Origin of the sequence: Kutzneria chonburiensis, assembly GCF_028622115.1 — a bacterium.
GTDB lineage: Bacteria > Actinomycetota > Actinomycetes > Mycobacteriales > Pseudonocardiaceae > Kutzneria > Kutzneria chonburiensis.
The window spans coordinates 7,131,461-7,150,303 of record NZ_CP097263.1 but is presented as its reverse complement, the minus strand read 5'-3'; the positions used below and the strand labels follow the sequence as shown (position 1 = coordinate 7,150,303).

Below are 18,843 nucleotides of genomic sequence, written 5' to 3'. Positions count from 1 at the left end.
ATGTCTGACATCGCTGCGAGCACGACGGGACCGCTGGTCGGTCACAAGATCGCCGTGCTCATGGAGAGCGACTACGTCGAGCAGGAGATCTTCTACTACGAGCGCCGGTTCGCCGAGGAGGGCGCCGAGGTCCACTTCATGACCCGGCTCTACGGCAACCCGTCGCTGACCTTCACCGGGCACGAGTTGCGGGCGCCGTTCACGGTGGACCGCAGTTTCGAAGGCATGTCCGACGCCGAGCTGCGCGGCTACTCCGCGGTGATCGTGCCGGCCGGCATGGTCTCGGATCGCCTGCGCTACACCGAGTACGCCTACCAGCTGGCGCCCGCGACGGCGTTCCTGCGCCGCGCGTTCGCGGAGCCGTCGATCACCGTCGGCATCATCTGCCACGGCATGTGGCTGATGTCGACGGCGACCGACCTGATCAAGGGCCGGCACGTGGTCGCGCACGCCAACCTGATCGGCGACCTGCGCAACATGGGCGCGGAGTACGTCGACCAGGACGTCGTCATCGACGGGAACCTGATCACCGGCCGCACCGTGCACGAGTGCCACCTGTTCGCCCACACCATCATCGACCGCCTGACCAACCCGGACCGGGAGGTCCAGCATGTCTGAGGCGATGCACTTCCCGTTCTCCGACACCATCGCCGGCGTGATCACCGCGGGTCCGTCGGACGGCCGCGACTTCGAGTTGGAGACCATCGACGGCCGGCGGTTCGACATCACGCTGGGCAGCGATGTGGCCGCGGAGCTGCTGCGCAACCTGGACGAGCCGTACCAGGGCGCGGACCTGGCCGGCGCGCTCACGCCCGGCCGGCACCTGTTCGTGTCCGGCATCTTCTATCCGGAGGCCGGCCAGCACCGGTTCGAGGCCAAGCGCGTTGTGCTGCCCGGGGCCGCCGTCGGCGAGTACAACTTCGAGCAGCCCGACTGGTGGATCCGGCAGATCGACTCGCTGGCCCGGTTCTACCGCCACGCGCAGTTCGGCGACGGGGCGGTCGACTACCGCGACTACCGCACGCTGATCCGGCTGGGCGGCGGCAAGACCACCAGCCACGTCCAGGAGACCGACACCATCTCCCGGATGGTCTACGGCATGGCGTCGGCCTACCTGCTGACCGGCAACGACGACTACCTGGACGTGGCCGAGCGGGGCACGCTCTACCTGCGCGACCACATGCGCTGCGTGGACCCGGACGACGACGTGGTGTTCTGGTACCACGGCATCGAGGTCAACGACGGCGCCGAGAAGAAGCTGTTCACCTCGGAGTTCGCCGACGACTACGACGCGGTCCCGATGTACGAGCAGATCTACGCGCTGGCCGGCCCGACGCAGACCTTCCGCGTCACCGGGGACCGCCGGATCGCCTCGGACACCGACGCCACGCTCCGCCTGTTCGAGAAGCACTTCCGCGACCACGACGGCGGCGGCTACTACTCGCACATCGACCCGATCTCGTTCGACCCGCACCACGAGTCGTTGGGGCCCAACAAGTCCTGCAAGAACTGGAACTCGGTCGGCGACCACGCGCCGGCGTACCTGATCAACCTGTTCCTGGCCACCGGCGAGCAGCGGCACGCCGACATGCTGGCCCGCACCTTCGACACGATCGTGGGGCGGTTCCCCGACTACGACCGCAGCCCGTTCGTCAACGAGCGGTTCGACACCGACTGGAACCCCGACCACGGGCACAGCTGGCAGCAGAACCGGGCGGTGGTCGGGCACAACCTGAAGATCGCCTGGAACCTGATGCGGATGCACGCCCAGCAGCCGAAGCAGTCCTACCAGGGGCTGGCCGAGCACATCGCGGCCATCATGCCCGCGGTCGGCAGCGACCAGCAGCGCGGCGGCTGGTACGACGTGGTCGAGCGGATACTGGCGCCCGGCCAGGACTGGCACCGGTTCGCCTGGCACGACCGGAAGGCGTGGTGGCAGCAGGAACAGGCGATCCTGGCCTACCTGATCCTCTACGGCTCGCTCGGCGGCGACCAGTACCGCCAGCAGGGCCGGCAGGCCGCCGCCTTCTACAACACCTTCTTCCTCGACCACGACGAGGGCGGCGTGTACTTCAACGTGCTGGCCGACGGCATGCCCTACCTGCTCGGCACCGAGCGGCTCAAGGGCAGCCACTCGATGAGCATGTACCACTCGGCCGAGCTGTGTTACCTGGCCGCCGTGTACACCAACCTGCTCATCACCAAGCAGCCGCTCGACCTGTACTTCAAGCCGCGTCCGGACGCGTCGCGCACCCTGCGCGTCGCGCCGGACCTGTTGCCGCCGGGCAGTGTCGTGCTGGCGGAGGTCAGCGTGGACGGCAAGCCGCACGAGGTGTTCGACGCGCGGGCGATGACCGTGGAGCTGCCGAAGTCGACGGAGTCGCTGTCGGTCCGGGTCCGCCTGGTGCCGACGAGCTGAGGCCATGCCGGGGCCGCACCGTCGCGGCCGCCGGCGCCAGTGGGGGAGTTTGGAGCAGACAATGGAGATCAGGAAGCGCACGGTCGCCTCGGTGACGGTCATCAGCCTGGTCGGTGAGCTCGACGGCCACGCGGCGGCGGCCGCCAAGGACAAGATCCTGCCGCTGCTGCCGATCCGGCAGCGGATTCTGTTCGACCTGGTCGGGGTGACCTACGTGTCCAGCGCGGGTCTGCGGATCCTGCTGCTGATCTACCGGCAGGCGCAGTGCGTGAACAGCTCGGTGGCGTTGGTCGGGCTGTCCGAGGAACTGCGCTGGGTGTTGTCCGTCACGGGTTTCCTGCGGTTCTTCGTGATCGCGGACAACCTCGCCGACGGCGTGCGCGCGCTGAGCGCGGCCGGCCAGGAACGCAGTGGTGTGGCATGAGCGCCCCCCGTCACGTCATCCGGGACCGGATCGACTCGTTCCCGACGCACCAGATCGACGGCTACGGCGTCCGCCCTGGGCACGCGCTGCCCTTCGGTGCCACGTTCGTGCCGGGCGGCGTGAACTTCTCGGTGTACTCCCGCGGCGCGGAGGCGGTCTCGCTGGTGCTGTTCCGTCGCGGCGAGCGCGATCCCATGGCGGAGCTGCCCTTTCCCGACGAGTTCCGGGTCGGCGGGGTGTGGTCGATGACCGTGTTCGACCTCGAGTACGAGGACGTCGAGTACGGCTACCGGATCCAGGGGCCGGCCCAGCCACGGGTCGGCGACCGGTTCGACGCCACCAAGATCCTGGCCGACCCGTACGCGCGGTCGATGTCGGGCCGGGCGGTGTGGGGCGTCGAGCCGGACTGGGACGACCAGTACATGTACCGGTCCCGGTTGACGTTCGACGACTTCGACTGGGAGGGCGACCAGCCGGTCCGGATCCCGGTCGAGGACCTGGTGGTCTACGAGCTGCACGTGCGCGGATTCACCCGGGACCCGTCGTCCGGGGTGGACCAGCCGGGCACCTACGCCGGGCTGGCCGAGAAGATCCCCTATCTCAAGGCGCTCGGCGTCAACTGCGTCGAGCTGATGCCGGTGTTCGAGTTCGACGAGTTCGAGAACGGCCGGCTCAACCCGGAGACCGGCGAGCGGCTGTACAACTACTGGGGCTACTCCACGGTCGGGTTCTTCGCGCCGAAGGCGGGCTACGCCGCGACCGGTCGGTTCGGCATGCAGTGCGACGAGTTCAAGAACCTGGTCAAGCAGCTGCACGCCGCCGATATCGCGGTGGTGCTGGACGTGGTGTTCAACCACACCGCGGAGGGCAACGAGCACGGTCCCACGATCCACTTCCGCGGCCTGGACAACCGCACCTACTACATGCTCACGGCCGAGGGGTACTACTACAACTTCAGCGGCACCGGCAACACGTTCAACTGCAACAACCCGGTCGTCCGCGACTTCGTGCTGTCCTGCCTGCGGTACTGGGCCGGCGAGTACCACATCGACGGCTTCCGCTTCGACCTCGCGTCCATTTTGGACCGTGGCCCCGACGGCGCCCCGCTGACCAACCCGCCGCTGCCCGAGGCGCTGGCCTACGACCCGCTGCTCAAGGACTGCCTGCTGATCGCCGAGGCGTGGGACGCCGGCGGCCTCTACGAGGTCGGCAACTTCAGCAACTCCAGGCACTGGTCGGAGTGGAACGGCAAGTACCGCGACACCCTGCGCCGGTTCCTCAAGGGGGACCAGGGCACGGTGGGCGAGCTGGCCACCAGGATGGTCGGCTCGCCCGACCTCTACCGGCACCGGGGCGCGCTGGCGTCGGTCAACTTCGTCACCGCGCACGACGGATTCACCCTGGCCGACCTGTTCTCCTTCAACGACAAGCACAACGAGGCCAACGGCGAGGGCAACCGCGACGGCGGCAACGACAACAACAGCTGGAACTGCGGGGCCGAAGGCCCCACCGACGACCAGGACGTGCTCGCGCTGCGGGCCGGCAGCAGCGCAACGCGCTGCTGCTGTTGTTGCTCAGCCAGGGAATCCCGATGCTGCTGGCCGGCGACGAGGTCGGCCGCACCCAGCTGGGCAACAACAACGGCTACTGCCACGACGGCCCGCTGTCGTGGTTCGACTGGAACCTGGTCGACCGCAACACCGATCTGCTGCGGTTCGTGCGCAACTGCATCGCGTTCCGGGCCGCGCACCCGATGCTGCGGGCCCGCCGCCAGCCGTGCGGCGACTACGTGGCCTGCGCGCAGAGCTCCGACGTGAGCTGGCACGGAAGCAGGGCCTATCAGCCCGACTGGTCGCCGACCAGCCGGCTGCTCGCGATGATGCGGACGGGCCAGGGCCCGGACGGCGAGCCCGAGTTCGTGTACGTGGCGGCCAACGCCCACTGGGAGGGGCACGCGGTGGAGCTGCCGGCGCTGCCCGACGGCCACCGCTGGCACCTGTTCGCCGACACCTCCGCGGCGTCGCCGGACGACGTGAGCTTCCCCGGCCGGGAACCGCTGCTCGACGACGACTCGTCGGCCACGGTGCCGGGCCGGGCTTCGGTTGTGCTGGTCGGACGTCGACCGGAGAACAGGGACTGAGGAGAGCAACGATGGCATTCACCGCAATCTCGAGCCGTAACGGCGGGGTCACGCTGATCACCCTCACCGGTGAGCTGGACGCGCTGACCGCCTGGGTCTTCCGCGAAGAGGTCGAACGCGCGGCCGAGGCCGAGCTGGACCAGCTGGTGCTGGACATGACCGAGCTGAGCTACCTGTCCTCGGCGGGGCTGCGCGGGCTGGTCTTCGCCCGCCAGAAGATGGCCGACGGGGTGCAGATCGTGCTGGTCGGCGCGAACGACGCGGTCGAGCAGACGATCCGGTTGGTGGGCTTCCACCAGAGCGTGGTGTTCAGTGACCGGTTACCCGAGTAGCCGGCACGTCGAGCCGATCGCGTTGGTCGCCGAACTCGACTCGCTCGACGCGGTGGTCCGGTACGTCCGGACCACCGCCGGCCTGGCCGGCCTGTCCGAGCGGCAGTTCAACCGGCTGCGACTGGCCATGGAGGAACTGGTGGCCAACGTGGTCACCCACGGTGAGACCAAGGAGATCGAGCTGGCGGGCGGGGTCGAGCAGGACCGCACGTGGCTGCGACTGGCGTATGCCGCGCCGCCGTTCGATCCCACCGGAGCCGCCGCTCCCGCCGACCTGGACCGACCGCTGGCCGAACGCGCGCCCGGCGGCCTGGGGCTGTACCTGGCCAGATCGGTGGTCGACACGATGAGCTACGACTACGCCGACGGCCGAAATCGCACCACGGTGGTCCTGCTCCGGCAGCACGCCGTGTGAACCGATGGGGCGTGGTCCATGGCAATCGAGTTGATCCTGGTGGTCGGCAAGCGCTCGGCGATCACCGACCGGCTTCGTGAACTGTTGGACGACAACGGTGTCGCGGTCCGGCTGGTGGATCCGAGCCGGTTGGACGGTATCGGGGACAGCCCCGGACTCGTGCTCGCCGACGCCTCGGTCGACGTGAGACTGGTGCGGGAATGGGCCTGCCTGATCTCCTTGCGCACCAACAGATCCACCCGGGTCGTCACGTTCACCGCCGACGATGTCACCGGCCAGGAGCCCAACGTGTTGTCCGCGGTGAACTTCCTGGTGCCCGGCGCGGTCCGGGAGATCGACATCCGGACCGCGCTGCGCAAGTACCGGCGGGAGTTCCGTACCGGTCGCGAGAGCCAGGCCGGCTTCCTGCCCGAGGTGCTGCCGGTGCGGTCCGGCTGGCAGCTCGACGCGCGATTCCTGCCGGCCGGCGGGGTCTCGGGGGACTTCTACGACGTGTTCGAGCTGCCGGGCGGGGAGCGGATCGGGCTGGTCGTCGCCGACGTCTGCGACAAGGGCATCGGGGCCGCCCTGTACATGGCGCTGATCCGCAGCCTGCTGCGCTACACCGCGGCGGCCTTCGAGTCCGAGCAGCCGTCCGACACGGCCTGGCTGCTGCGGGCGATCGACGCCACCAACGACTACCTCACCACGAACCACCTGCGTGACGGGTATTTCGCGACGCTGTTCTTCGCCGTGCTCGACCCGGCGACCGGGGCGCTGGTGTTCAGCAACTGCGGCCACAACCCGCCGGTGCTGCGCAACGCCGACGGTGCGCACCAGCTGTTGGGACCGACCGGCCCGGCGCTGGGCCTGCTGCCGGACTCGACGTTCGAGCTGGACCACACCCAGCTCGATCACGGCGACCTGCTGTTCGTGTACACCGACGGGGTCACCGACGCCCGCGACGAGCACGGCCGGTTCTTCAGCGAGGAACGGATGCTCGCGCTCGTCCGCGGGCACACCACGGGGACCGAGGACCTGCTCGACCGGTTCGACCGGGAGATCAGCGGGCACGTGGGCACCGCGGAGCGGTTCGACGACATCACCATGGTCGCGCTGCTGCGCCAGCTTGTTCCGGTGTGGCAACCGGATTCTCCCAACTTGTAAAAGGGGTCGCACCATGGACGGCGTTGTCGGCATCGGGCTCGCGGGCGGCCAGGGCGTGCGTGCCCGGCCGCTGACCCTGGAGGCCCGCGAGTACCAGCGCAGCAAGGCGGCGATGTGCTTCGCGGGCCGGCCGTTGGTCGAATGGCAGGTGATCGCGTTGCAGGAGCAGGGCATCGGCAGCTTCTACGTGATCGCCAACGGCCGGGAGAACCGGTACCAGGTGAAGGAGGCCATCGGGCACGGGGAGGGCCTCGGGGTCCGGGTCCGATACTCGCGGCCGCGGATGGACCGGCACAACACCGGGTCCGGCGAGGCCACGCTGTCCAGCATCGAGCACTGGGGCCTTGACGGGCTGGCCCTGGTGTTCCCGACCGACTCGCTGTTCGAGTTCGACCTGCGGGAGATGGTCCGCGCGCACCGCGCCGCCGGCGCACTGGTGACGGTCGGCACCGTCGACCGCACCGCGGCGGAGGTCGCCGGCAAGTACGGGGTCGTGGTGACCAGCGCCGACCGCCGGCTGCGCGGGTTCGTGGAGAAGCCGCCGCTGGACCGTGTGCTCGATCTCGTCCGCGACCCGAACCGGGTGCCGATCAACGCGGGCCTGTACCTGATCGACTGCGCGCGGCTGCGGGAAGTGGCCCGGACGCCGGCGATGCGCGCGATGGCGCGCGACCGGCTGGACTGGGGCCACGACCTGTTGCCGTGGCTGGTCGACCGCGGCTATCCGGTGCGGGCCGCGGGCATCGCCAAGATCGGCGACCTCGGCAACCCCCGGGACTACCTCGACACCCTCACCGACGCGCTGGCCGGCGAGTATCCCTTCCTGCTCAAGCGAATGGGGCCGGGCTACCGGGACCACGTGTGGATCCACGAGTCGTCGCTGCGGCTGCGGGACGCGATCACCGGCATGACGCTGGCCGAGAAGCTGGAGTTCGGCCTGGTCCGGATCGGCCCGAACGTGCTGATCGGCCGTGAGGTGGAGATCGAGCCGGGCGTGGTCGTTGCCGACTCCCACATCGGCGACGGTGTCGACCTGCACGCGCGGTGCCAGGTGCGCGGCTCGGCGGTGCTGGACGGCGCGGTGGTCGGTCCGGACGCCAGGGTGATCCACGCGCACGTCGGCGTCATGGCCCGGGTCGAGTCCACTTCGGACGCCGTGACCACGCTGGACGGCTACAGCGCGATCGGGCACGAGGTCACGGTGTGCGCCGGCGCTTCGCTGACCGGCGCACGGATCGACCCGAACTGCGTGGTGCCGGCCGACATGCCCGTCCCCGAGCGGGTGTGAGATGCGGATCGCCCTGAGGACAAGGGGCGCGCCGCCCTTGGGTGACCGAGTGCCCGGGATGCCCTGGTAGACGCATCCCGGGCACCCGGTCATAGCGGGCCCGGGCTGGCCCGCCGTGGCAGCGGCATGGCGCTCAGCTCGTGCTGCGCCGACCGTTCGGGCGCCGAGCTCGGGCGCCGCCGCCGTAGCTGCTCGCGCAGGTGGAACGCGTAGGCCGCGGACGCGAGCGTGACATGGTGGTGCCAGCCGAGGAAGGACCGGCCCTCGTAGTGGTACAGGCCGAATCCGTCGGCCAGCTCGGTGATGCCCGCACGGGCCCGCCAGGTCAGCTTGGCCAGCGACACCAGTTCCTCGATCGGCCGGTCGACCAGGTTGGTGAACCAGAACGCCCGCGGATGGGCCTTGCCGAGCGGCCATTCCACCAGCAGCCGCCGGCGTCGCCGGGCCGCGTCGGGACTCGGTCCGGCCTCGACCGGGCCGACCGGGATCACCACGAACTGGGACCGGAACATCTGCCCGTCGGGGCCGCCGACCCAGGTCACGGTCTGCCTGGTCGCCCGCTCGGCCATCGTCGCGACGTCGGTCAGCGGCACGACCCGGCCCGACTCCTGGCCGGGGATGGTGTTCATGCGCGGCCGCTGCCAGGTCAGGCTGGCCCGCACCAGGCACCCGCTGTTGACCTGGACCACGTAGTCCAGGCTGCGGTCGTCGAGTGCGGCGAGGAACTCGCCGGGGTCGTAGCAGTGGCTGATGTCGCAGACGATCGGCGCGACCGGCAGCCCCCAGTCCACGCTCATGTCGTCAACCAGTTCGACCGCGTGCTGCCAGCGCGCCCGATGCCGCTCGTCGGCCGGGATGTGCGCCCGCGACCGCCGTTTCTCGTCCCGGTCCCAGGATTCGGGCAGGCACAGCGTCCAGTTCGCCGGCAGGCTGAACTCCGCGCTCGTCAGCGCCGCGGTCAGGCCGACCTGGCAGTTGACGACCTTGCCGAGCGGCCGGGCGTACTGGCGGTCGACCCCGGCCGAGAACCGCCCGTTCTTGGGGAACGCGACCTCGTCGATCACCCACGCCGCGGCGGCGGCCTGGTCGGTCACCAGCCCGGCGGCCCGGCTGCGGACGGCCTGCGGATCCCACGGGCTCTGGTTGACGAACTGCTGCAGCGACTGCCCGCTCTGGGTGCCGGCCACCTCGGCCGCGATCCGCTGCATCGACTTGCGCGCGGTCGGGTGCATAAGACCGCGCAAATAGACTTCGGCGTACCTGCGTTGGTCGCTCCTGGCGAGTGACGCGAAGACCTGGCGGCAAAACTCGACCAATTCGGCCTCGTCGAACAACACCCTGATCACCTGCCTGTTTTTCTTCGCCGACGAGCCCGCCCCCATGGTGACAATCGGAAATCTCGACAGGGTGGAAATGTGGCGGCATGGTGCCGGCGGCGATGTCCGCCGGAAGGTCGGCTCGTCCCGATCCAGCGGAAACGAGAGGACGACGACATCCCTTCCGTCGGTGACGGCTTCGTGACTATGAGTATAGGCCCGAACGGGTCGGCTTTCAACTGCTGTGACGATGAATCGGAAAAGTCTTCTACGCCAGTACGACCGGCAGGGTGGCCACCCGGCGCGACAGCATGCCCGTCGTCCATTCGACCTGCTCAGGCGGCACGGCCAGGGCGAGCCCCGGCAGCCGGTCGACGAGCACGGCCAGGCCGACCTCGAGCTCCATCCGGGCCAGGTGGGCGCCGAGGCAGCGGTGGATCCCGTAGCCGAACGCCAGATGCGGGCCGCTCGGACGGGTGATGTCGAAGCGCTCCGGCCGGTCGAAGCGGGCCGGATCATGGTTGGCCGCATAGACGTTCGGCAGCACGCAGGTGCCCTTGCGTACCAGGCCGGACGCCAGCGGGACGTCCTCGGTCGCGACCCGCAGCGCCGAGCCGTCGGTGGGGAACCCGTAGCGCAGCACCTCCTCGACCGCCCCGGCCAGCAGCCCGGGATCCGCGCACAGCGCGCGGTACTGGTTCGGGTGGCGCAGCAGCGCGAAGACGCCACGGCCCAGGGTCGCGGCCGTGCTCTCGTAGCCGACCGTGATCAAGCTGGACACCATGGTCGTGAGCTCCGCCGCCCGCAGCTGCCCGTTCTCATGCGCTTCGGCCAGCAGGCCGATCAGGCCGCCGGGGCGGTCGGCGATGAGCTTGTCCGCGAACGCCTCCAGCACCTTCAACATGATGCGTCGCCGTTCGCCGGGCATCAGCACGGAGGGCAGGAAGGTGTCCGGGCCGGCGCGCAGCCACCCGCGGTCGGCCTCCGGCACGCCGAGCACGGCGCAGATGACCTCCAGCGACAGCGGGAACGCGTAATCGGCCATCAGGTCGGCCGTGCCGCCGGCGGCCGGCATCCGGTCGAGCAGGCCGGTCGCGGTTCGCTCGGCCAGGGCCCGCCACTGCCGCGCGTTGCGCCGGCTGAACGACCGGGCCACGATCCGGCGCAACCGGGTGTGCTCCGGCGGGTCCATGTTGATCAGCACGCTGTCGTCGTCCACCGTGACGTCCGGCGGCTCGGTCAGCCTCGGGGCGCCCGGGAAGCGCAGGTCGCGGCTGAACCGCGGGTCGGAGAGCACCCCGCGCACGTCGTCGTACCGCACCGCCATGGTGGCCCGGTCGCCGGTCGGCAGCACCACCTCGCCGAGCGGGGCGGTGCGGTGCCGGTGGCCGAACTCGACCGGCGGGCCGCCGTCGGGGCGGGGCGGGAACGGGAACCGAGCTGGGGATTCCATGGTGGTCGACAGTGACCGCCGACGGCCGGTGCGGCATCGGTCGAATGCGCAACACCCCTCACCCGAACGAGTGATGTGGGTGGGGTTGCGCGTTCTACCGATGACAGTCGCCGCCGCCGCCGCCAACTTCGAAACCGAAGCGTCATTCGGCCTGCCGCCAGGCACGAGGAGGTTATTCGAACATGGAACACGTGCTTCGGGTTGTGGACGAATGGCGCAACCGTATCGAGGACCATCCGCTGCACCGATGGCTCGCGACCGACGACGACCTGCCACCCGAACACCGGCTGTGGTTCGCCCTCTATTTTACGAATTTTATCATGTATTTCCGGGAAATGAACCTCTACCACATCTCGTACGGCGAACGGCGTGGTCTCGACCGCCACCGGGAGGCCATCTCGGCGCACGCCGACGAGGACATGACCCATTCCCGGCTGTTCATGCGGGACTTCGCCACGCTCGGCTGGGACGACCTGCTCGACTGGCGCCCGTCCGAAGTGCTGCACTGGCTGTTCTCCAGCGAGGTCACCGAGGGGCTGCGACGGCGCACCACCGCGTTGGCCAAGCTGGTCATCGAGGCCGACGATCCGGCGGTGCGCTACGCGGTCGTCGAATCGATCGAGACCTGTGGCAACGCGCTGTTCCGGCACACCACCGAGGCGGCCGGCCGCTACGAGCGGCGCACCGGCCGCCGGCTGGTCTACTGGGGGGAGTTCCACCTGGCGCGGGAGACCGGCCACGCGGTGGACGACGACGCGTTCGACGGCCTTGAGCTCACCCCCGTGCAGCGGCGCGATGCCGTGCGGCGGGTCGAGCGGGTCTTCGAACTGATCGACGAGCAGAACAGCGAGATGCTGACGCTGGCCCAGGAAACGGTCTCGCAGGGCGGTTTCGCGGCGCGCACCGCTCGGCACGCGACGCCGCCGCGCGAGGTGCCCGCCGTCGACCCGCCCGCGCGTGACAGCCTGCTCCACCCGACCGAGACCCACCCGGCGCAGCGGCCGATCCTCGACGCGCTGCACCGTGCCGTGGCGGGCCTGCCGCGCTTCGAAGAGCCCGATGACATCGTCGAGCGGCTCCGCCGGACGCTGCTGTTCAACGCGACTGACACGCTGGGCTCGATTTCCCTGTACCGCTACATGATCTCGTATCCGTGGCCGGTCGACGCCGCGGAGCGAGCGCTCAACCGGCTGGCCGTGCGGCTGGGCGGCCGGGCCGACAGCGGCGTCAACCGCCGTTCCCTGTTCTACGTGGACTGGGCCTCGCTCGAACTGGACGAGACCCTGGGTTGGTCGCCGAGCCGGATGCTGGAGTTCATCTACCTCGACGCCGCCACCGAACCGTGGCGGGATCTGCGTGCGGTGGCCACGCACCACATCGACAGCACCCGGAATCCGGTGGTGCGGTACTGGACGATCGTCGCGATGAAGTCGTTGAACGCGGCCCACGCCGAGCCCACCGCCGCGTTGGCCCGGGTCGCGGAGCGGCAACTCGGTCGCCCGCTGCCGTACCTGACGCTCAAGCTCACCGCCGACCGTCCCGGCCTTGAGCCGGATCCGGAGGCCGACGCGATCAGGTTTGCCGACCTGCCGGTCGACGCCGACGTCGTGGACCGGGCGGTGACCATGATCGAGGAGCTCGCGCACGCCTTCCGCTGCCGGCAGGAGGCGCTCATGCCGACGAGGCTCGGATGACCGCCGTCGATGCCATCTATCTGGCCGTGACGGTGTGCGCGATCAGCCTCGCGGTGTACAAGCTCCGGCATCGGTCCCGGCCATGGGGAACGCCGTCGCTGTGGGCGCTGTGCGCGTTCATCCTGTGCTACGCCGCGACCGCCTGGATCATCGCGCCGGCCACGCACGCGTGGGTCGACCGCGTCACCGCGACGCCGAACCTCGCGGCGCTGTTGAGCTTCGTGGTCGTCACCGCCGGCACCGGATCCGCCACCACGCTCGCCCTGTACTGGGGTTATCCGGCCGACGCGGTGCGCACCCGGGTGCGCACCGTTTTCCTCTTCTGCGGCAGCGCGATCGTCGCCATGACGGTGCTGTTCACGCTGTCGTCGGTGCCGGACGAGCGCCCGGTCGACTTCGTGACGTACTACGCGACGGAGCCGACGGTCGCCGCCACCGTGCTGATCTGGCTGCTGTCCGCGGGCGGCGGCTGGGCGGTCATCACCGGGTGGTGCTTCAGCTGGGCCCGCCGGCCGGATTTCGCTGCGCTGCCATGGCTTCGGCTCGGGCTGCGGCTCTACGGTCTCAGCGGCGCGGTCTACGCCGTCTTCACCCTGTTCCGCATCGTCGTGGTGTGCGCCAACTGGTTCGGCGTCACCACCATGAACGGGCTCGACACCGCGTCGCCGGTGGTCGCTGCGTTGGCCGTGAACTTCATCCTCGCCGCCGCGCTGCTGCTACCAGCCTGGGGGCCGCGCTGGCCGCTGCTGCGCACGTGGTTGTCCCGCTGGCGCGCCTGGTGGATCCTGCGGCCGTTGCACCAAGCCCTGGCTGACATCGATCCCGGCGCCGTGCTGGTCGCCCGGAAGTCTCGTTTGGATTCGAACCATCGGGTGCGGCGGATGGTGATGGAACTCGGCGACTGGCGGTGGCTGCTCGCTCCGCTGTTCGACCCCCTGGTGGCCGACATGGCCGAGGCGGCCGCCGACGGCGCCACCGGTGAGCGGCTGCGCGCGGTCCGGGAGGCCGCCCAGCTCAAGGCCGCCGCGGAAGCCTGGCGCCGCGGCGTCCGCGCCGCCGCGCCGTCGACCTCCGACGGCGACATCCGTGACGGCACCGACATCCAGGCCGAACTCAGCTGGTGGCTCCAGGTTGCCCGCGCCTACGACCGTCGAAGCGACCGTTGAGGCCGTCGATGAAGGCATCCTCGAACCGGTCGGTCGCCGCGGCGACGCCGAACCACACGGTGGCCCCGGCGGAACAGGCCTCGGTGCGCCCGTCGGCCCGACCGCCCTGCACGACGCGAAGCTGTGCCGGCGCAAAGGTTTCCACGCCGTCGACGGTCGCGGCGACCACGGCCAGCGGGTCCCACCAGTACAGCGGTGTGGACCCACCGCCGGTGCTGAGGTCCGCCGCGATCCGGTACACGATCTCGGCCGCCACCGTCTCGCGGTCCCCGGCCAGCCGATCACGGAACGAGGCGGTGACGGGCACCGAGTCGGTGGCATTGAGCGGGGTGAGCGCGATCCGCCCGGACAGTGCCGTGAACGCCGCCTGCGCGGCCGGGGCGTCCGCCCAGATGTTGAACTCCTGGCTGCCGTCGAAGGCGGGATCCCAGTCGAGGTTGCCGTGGGTCGTGCTGCCGCCCATCAGGACAACGCCGCCGATCTTGTCGGCGACGGCCGGATTTCGTTGCAGGGCCTCGACGAGATCGGTCAGTGGGCCGAGCAGGATCAGCTGGACCTCGCCCGGTGCGGCCAGCAGCGCGGAGACCAGCAGATCCGCGGCGCCTCCTTCGGGCCGCGCCGACGGGCAGTCACCCAGCGCGTCGGCGACGAGCTGGTCACTGGGGCCGCGGACGGCGTCCGGCACGGGGTATCGCGCCGGCAGGTCGCCGTCGGAGGTCGGGACGTCGAGCCCCAACCTGGTCAGCAGGCAGCGGGCATGGCCGAGACCGCGGCCCGGATAGGCGATCCCGGCGGTGCTCACCGTGACGGCGTCGATCGTGACGAGCCGCCGCGAGGCTTCCTCGGCGAGATAGGACAGGGCCGCCACGTCGTCGAAGCTCATGTCGGTGTCGACGATGACGTCCGGCGGGTGAACGGGGTCGGCGGCCACGGGCGCGGCGGTGCCGAGCAACGCCAGCACCACGGCCATGGCTCGTACTTGTGTGTAAATTTTTCCCCCTCTCTCACCACATCAGTACAACTCTCCGCAGCGTAGCGGGCGGCGCGGTAAGGTACAACTGGTGTGACGTGCGGGCCGGTTAGGCTTCTACGGCAGTAAAGCCTCACGGAGGTGGCCATGACGCGGTCCTTCGCCGCGACGCTCGACGACCTCTGCGGCCGACGCAAGATCGCCAACACCGACCTCGCGAAGGCCGTCGCGGCGCTCGGCGGCGACATGACCAACAGCTACATCTCCCATCTGCGCAAGGGACTTCGGGACAACCCCACGCTCCAGACGATCGAGTACCTCGCGGCCGCGCTGGACGTGTGCCCGGCCGCGTTCGTCGGTGGCCGCACCGAGCGGCTGGGGCAGGAGTGGCCGCGCCGGTCGTTCCCGGCCCGCCTGCGCCGCCTGTTCGACAAGGTGTACCCGGTCAGCCGAGGACCGTTCACGCCGGAAGAAGTGGCTCGGGCGGTCAGCGAGCGCGGCACGTACGGCTCGATCTCGTCCAGCTATCTGCGAGAACTGCTCAACCCGGCGCCGGACACGCTGCCCAACCCGCGGCTCAAGCACCTGCTCGGCCTGGCCGACCACTTCGGCCTGGCCGACGACAACGGCCCGCAGGCGACGTACTTCCTTGACGACCGGGTGGCCGCGACCTTCGACGCCGAGCTCGACGACTTCATCGCGCTCCGGGAGGCCGGCGTGGTCGAGCTGGTCACCAGGGTGGCCGAGCGGGCGCCGCACTGGAGCCCGGAGATGCGACGCCAGGCCGTCAGTGCCTTCACCCAGGCCGTCGAGTCCGGCGAGACGAACTGGGTCTACCCGGCTCCGGACGGTGAGTCATGAACGAGGCCGAGGTGTTCGAGCGGTTCACGCTGCCGGACAAGGCGACCTACCGGGACGCCTGCCGGCAGGTGGGCGCGGTCATGAGCGAACTGCTCAAGGCCACGGTGGAGCTGCGCTTCGTCTCCATGCGGGACGCGGGCCTGAGCGGTGCCACCGTGCGGTACCGGGACGGCAGCTATGTCGTCTACTGCGCGAAATCCTCGTCCTGGTACCACCGGCTCGGCATCCTGTTGCACGAGTTGGCGCACGTCGCGCTCGGGCACGTGCCGGTGGCGTCGGACACCGGCCGCGGGCTGCGGCAGGTCGTGCCGCACCTGCCGAGCGGCGTGATGGCCATCCTCGCCGGGCGGAGCTGTCACAGCGAGGACAAGGAGCGGGCCGCCGAGGAGTTCGCCGACCAGCTGATGGCCAGGCTCACCGAGCCGCGGACCAGCGACGTTCCCGAGCTGTCGGCGCACGCGCTGCGCGTGGCCGAGGGGCTGGCCGGTCCGCACCGGCACGGCTGAGAATCCCGGTCTCGCCACGGCCGCCTCGGCCCTGCTTGACTTCGATCATGCGAGTCTGTGTGTTCTGCGGCGTGCGACCCGGTCCGGCCGCGCCCTACCGTGACGCCGCCCGGGAACTGGGGCGTGCGTTGGCCGCCAAGGGAATCGGGCTGGTCTACGGCGGCGCGCGGGTGGGGCTGATGGGTGAGGTCGCCGACGGCGCGCTCGGCGAGGTGATCGGCGTGATGCCCCGATACCTCCAGGAGTACGACATCCGACACGACGGCCTGTCACAGCTGCACATCGTCGACGGCATGCACGAGCGCAAGGCCATGATGGCCGACCTCTCGGACGCCTTCGTCGCCCTGCCCGGCGGGATCGGCACGCTCGAGGAGTTCTTCGAGGCCTGGACCTGGCTGCGACAAGGCCTGCACAGCAAGCCCTGCGCGCTGCTCAACGTGCTCGGCTTCTACGACGGTCTGCTCGGCTACGTCGATCGCGCCATCGCGGACGGCTTCATGGGGCCGGGATCCCTGGACAATCTCATCCTGGCCACCGACGCCGGCGAACTCGTCGATGCGCTGGTCGCCTCCTGACGGACGTGCTCGGCCGCCCACACCGCGACCTGGGTCCGTGACCGCAGACCGAGTTTGTCGCGGACGTGCTGGAGGTGCGCGTCGACGGTGCGGCCGGACACCGCGAGCCGACAGGCGATCTGACGATTCGTCATGCCACCGGAGACCAGCCGTGCCACTTCCCATTCGCGGTCGGTCAGGTTGTGCTCGGCGACCCCGCCGCCGGCGCCGGCCGGCGGGGTGTCGTGCAACGCGTAGAGGATGAACTCCTTTGGCCGCATGCGATGCCCGGCGGCCAGCGCCGACTCGGCGAACGGCCGCCGCAGCCGCGCCCGAGCCTGCTCGGTGGCCTCCTGGACAGCCTCCCGCCACTTCCCGTCGGGCTCGGCGAAGTTGCGACGGGTCGCCGCGGCCGACCCGAACAGACGCAACGCCCGTTCGTGCTGGCCGCGTCGGGTCGCCACGATTGCCAGTCCCTCCAACGCCCGCGGCGTGAGGTACGGGGTGATGCGGCCGCTGCGCAGTGCCTCCCGGAACCGGTGCTCGGCCGGGTCGGTGCGGTCCAGTTCCAGGTCGAGCGCGCCGGCGGTGTGCAACGCGCCGGCGAGCAGCGCGGAAATCGCATGGATCCGGATCACCTTCAGCGCCTCGGCCAGCAGCGTGGCCGCCCGCTGCGGATCGCCGGCGCGCAACGTCGCCCAGGCCAGGTCGTGCAGCCAGCGGGCGATGTGCCGCGGCTGGCCGAGCGGCTGCACGATGACCAGGCACTCCTCGTAGCACGCGGCGGCGGCGGCGAACTCCGCGCGGGTGAGCCGGGCCAGGCCGAGAATGCCCAGCGCCTCACCGAGCACCAGCGGCCGGTCCAGCGAGCGCTCCAGTTCGACGGCGACCTCGGCCAGCCGCAGCGCCTGCTCGTGCCGTCCCTCCCAGCAGGCGAACCAGGCCGCCTGCTGGAACGCGACGCTGCGGTGGGCCGGCACGAGATCGTCGTCGGCCAGGATGTGCGCCGCCATCGCGCACGCCTGCGCGGTTTCGCCGCGTTCCCACAGGTGCCGGGCCGCCGTCGTGGCCAGCTGCGCCCACCGGTCGCCGGTGACCCAGCGCATCGCCTGCGCCAGGTTCGCCCGCTCGTCCTCGAGTCTTCGCACCGTCTCCGCGCAGGCGAAGACCCGTTCCGGCAACGAGTCGACCAGGGCGCAGAGCCAGTCCGCGAGCCGGTCCCTTGTGACCTCCAGCTCGCCGGCCGCGGTCAGCTCCTCGAGGCCGAAAAGGCGGATCGACTCGAGCAGCCTGAGTCGGGCTTTCACCGGCACCACAAGGGACTTCGCCTCCAGGCTGGCCAGCGTCACCAACACCGCACCCGACGGCACGTCGGCGCAGACCGCGGTGGCCGCCGCCACCTCGAACCCGCCGGCGAACACCGCGAGCCGGCGCAGCACGCGCCGTTCGACCTCGGTCAGCAGACCCACGCTCCAGGTGATCGCGGCCCGCAGGCTGCGGTGTCGGCCGGTCGCCGTCCTCGGGCCGGCGGTGAGCAGGTCGAGCTGGTCGTCCAGCCGGGCCAGCAGTTCATCGGCGGGCAGCAGGCGGACCCAGCGGGCCGCGAACTCGATCGCCAGCGGCACCCCGTCCAGCTGGGTGCAGATGTCGGCGACGGCCGGGGTCGGCTCGAAATCGGGGACGTGCTCACGCGCCCGTTCCACGAACAGGCGCACCGCGTCCGACCGCAGCATGCCGGCGTGGCTGTCCGGCACCGGCAACGGCGACACGGCCATGGTGATCTCGCCGGGCACCCGCAGCGACTCCTGGCTGGTGGCCAGCACCCGCAGGCCGCGGCACCGCCGCAGCAGCTCGTCCACGATCTCGGCGCAGCGCTGGGCCAGCTGTTCGCAGCCGTCCAGCAGCATGAGCACCCGCCGGTCCAGCAGCTCCTCGGCGATCGTGTCGAGCGGGCAGTCGGCCGACGGCAGCCGGATCGAGAGCGCGTCGGCGAGCACCAGCGGCAGCCGCGCCGGATCGGTCGCCGAGCCGAGATCGACGTACACCGCGTCCTCGCGCCGGCGCGCCAGCTCGACCGCCAGCCGGGTCTTGCCGACACCGCCCGCGCCGAGCAGCGTCACCAGCCGCGACCGGCCGAGCAGCCGCCTGAGCTCGGCCAC

The 18,843-nt window shown here is 70.4% G+C and carries 18 protein-coding genes; 14 read left to right on the top strand and 4 right to left on the bottom strand.

Going from position 1 to position 18,843, the window contains the following annotated elements:
* The 9 genes from M3Q35_RS32805 (at position 1) to M3Q35_RS32765 (ending at position 8,164) form a co-directional block, all read left to right on the top strand.
* The gene (locus tag M3Q35_RS32805) at positions 1–618 is read left to right on the top strand and encodes a DJ-1/PfpI family protein (protein ID WP_273936410.1); all 618 of its coding nucleotides are present in this window, start codon (positions 1–3) and stop codon (positions 616–618) included.
* Positions 611–2,419, top strand: coding sequence for an AGE family epimerase/isomerase (locus M3Q35_RS32800; protein WP_273936409.1), 1,809 nt, complete (start codon positions 611–613; stop codon positions 2,417–2,419). The genes M3Q35_RS32805 and M3Q35_RS32800 overlap by 8 nt, the downstream gene beginning before the upstream one ends.
* Positions 2,420–2,480: 61 nt before the next feature.
* A complete protein-coding gene (locus M3Q35_RS32795; protein ID WP_273936408.1) occupies positions 2,481–2,843 on the top strand; it encodes an anti-sigma factor antagonist in 363 nt (120 codons plus the stop codon).
* Entirely contained in the window at positions 2,840–4,660 is a 1,821-nt protein-coding gene (locus M3Q35_RS32790; RefSeq protein WP_273936407.1) for a glycogen debranching protein, read from the top strand. Before M3Q35_RS32795 ends, M3Q35_RS32790 begins: the two co-directional genes overlap by 4 nt.
* Positions 4,657–4,983, top strand: coding sequence for a hypothetical protein (locus tag M3Q35_RS32785; protein WP_273936406.1), 327 nt, complete (start codon positions 4,657–4,659; stop codon positions 4,981–4,983). The genes M3Q35_RS32790 and M3Q35_RS32785 overlap by 4 nt, the downstream gene beginning before the upstream one ends.
* A gap of 11 nt (positions 4,984–4,994) precedes the next feature.
* A complete protein-coding gene (locus M3Q35_RS32780; RefSeq protein WP_273936405.1) occupies positions 4,995–5,315 on the top strand; it encodes an STAS domain-containing protein in 321 nt (106 codons plus the stop codon).
* Positions 5,296–5,730 (top strand): ATP-binding protein, encoded by a 435-nt coding sequence (locus M3Q35_RS32775; protein ID WP_273936404.1) that lies wholly within the window; start codon positions 5,296–5,298, stop codon positions 5,728–5,730. Before M3Q35_RS32780 ends, M3Q35_RS32775 begins: the two co-directional genes overlap by 20 nt.
* A gap of 18 nt (positions 5,731–5,748) precedes the next feature.
* The gene (locus M3Q35_RS32770; RefSeq protein ID WP_273936403.1) at positions 5,749–6,876 is read left to right on the top strand and encodes a PP2C family protein-serine/threonine phosphatase; all 1,128 of its coding nucleotides are present in this window, start codon (positions 5,749–5,751) and stop codon (positions 6,874–6,876) included.
* A gap of 13 nt (positions 6,877–6,889) precedes the next feature.
* Complete coding sequence (locus M3Q35_RS32765) at positions 6,890–8,164, top strand: NDP-sugar synthase (RefSeq protein ID WP_273936402.1); 1,275 nt, start codon at positions 6,890–6,892, stop codon at positions 8,162–8,164.
* Between the two features lie 89 nt (positions 8,165–8,253).
* On the opposite strand, the gene M3Q35_RS32760 is transcribed toward M3Q35_RS32765, so the two are convergent.
* Positions 8,254–9,546, bottom strand: a complete 1,293-nt coding sequence (locus M3Q35_RS32760) for an IS701 family transposase (RefSeq protein ID WP_273936401.1) — start codon at positions 9,544–9,546, stop codon at positions 8,254–8,256.
* Between the two features lie 202 nt (positions 9,547–9,748).
* On the bottom strand, positions 9,749–10,933 hold the full coding sequence (locus tag M3Q35_RS32755) for a cytochrome P450 (protein ID WP_273936400.1): 1,185 nt from the start codon (positions 10,931–10,933) through the stop codon (positions 9,749–9,751).
* Positions 10,934–11,115: 182 nt separating this feature from the next.
* Between M3Q35_RS32755 and M3Q35_RS32750 the strand changes: the two genes are divergently transcribed.
* Together M3Q35_RS32750 and M3Q35_RS32745 are read left to right on the top strand one after the other, a co-directional pair.
* A complete protein-coding gene (locus tag M3Q35_RS32750) occupies positions 11,116–12,627 on the top strand; it encodes a hypothetical protein (RefSeq protein WP_273936399.1) in 1,512 nt (503 codons plus the stop codon).
* Positions 12,624–13,793, top strand: coding sequence for an MAB_1171c family putative transporter (locus tag M3Q35_RS32745; RefSeq protein WP_273936398.1), 1,170 nt, complete (start codon positions 12,624–12,626; stop codon positions 13,791–13,793). The genes M3Q35_RS32750 and M3Q35_RS32745 overlap by 4 nt, the downstream gene beginning before the upstream one ends.
* On the opposite strand, the gene M3Q35_RS32740 is transcribed toward M3Q35_RS32745, so the two are convergent.
* Entirely contained in the window at positions 13,741–14,763 is a 1,023-nt protein-coding gene (locus M3Q35_RS32740) for a nucleoside hydrolase (protein WP_273936397.1), read from the bottom strand. The genes M3Q35_RS32745 and M3Q35_RS32740 overlap by 53 nt on opposite strands.
* A 147-nt stretch (positions 14,764–14,910) precedes the next feature.
* Here M3Q35_RS32740 and M3Q35_RS32735 point away from each other — a divergent pair, with 147 nt between their 5' ends.
* From M3Q35_RS32735 to M3Q35_RS32725, 3 genes are read left to right on the top strand one after another with little or no spacing between them, the layout of a single operon-like run.
* Positions 14,911–15,624: a helix-turn-helix domain-containing protein gene (locus tag M3Q35_RS32735; protein WP_273936396.1), complete on the top strand. Its 714-nt coding sequence runs from the start codon at positions 14,911–14,913 to the stop codon at positions 15,622–15,624.
* On the top strand, positions 15,621–16,130 hold the full coding sequence (locus tag M3Q35_RS32730; RefSeq protein WP_273936395.1) for a hypothetical protein: 510 nt from the start codon (positions 15,621–15,623) through the stop codon (positions 16,128–16,130). The genes M3Q35_RS32735 and M3Q35_RS32730 overlap by 4 nt, the downstream gene beginning before the upstream one ends.
* 47 nt (positions 16,131–16,177) lie before the next feature.
* Positions 16,178–16,705 (top strand): LOG family protein, encoded by a 528-nt coding sequence (locus M3Q35_RS32725; RefSeq protein WP_273936394.1) that lies wholly within the window; start codon positions 16,178–16,180, stop codon positions 16,703–16,705.
* Here the strand turns inward: M3Q35_RS32725 and M3Q35_RS32720 are convergent.
* Entirely contained in the window at positions 16,597–18,843 is a 2,247-nt protein-coding gene (locus M3Q35_RS32720) for an ATP-binding protein (RefSeq protein WP_273936393.1), read from the bottom strand. The two genes, M3Q35_RS32725 and M3Q35_RS32720, sit on opposite strands and share 109 nt — an antisense overlap.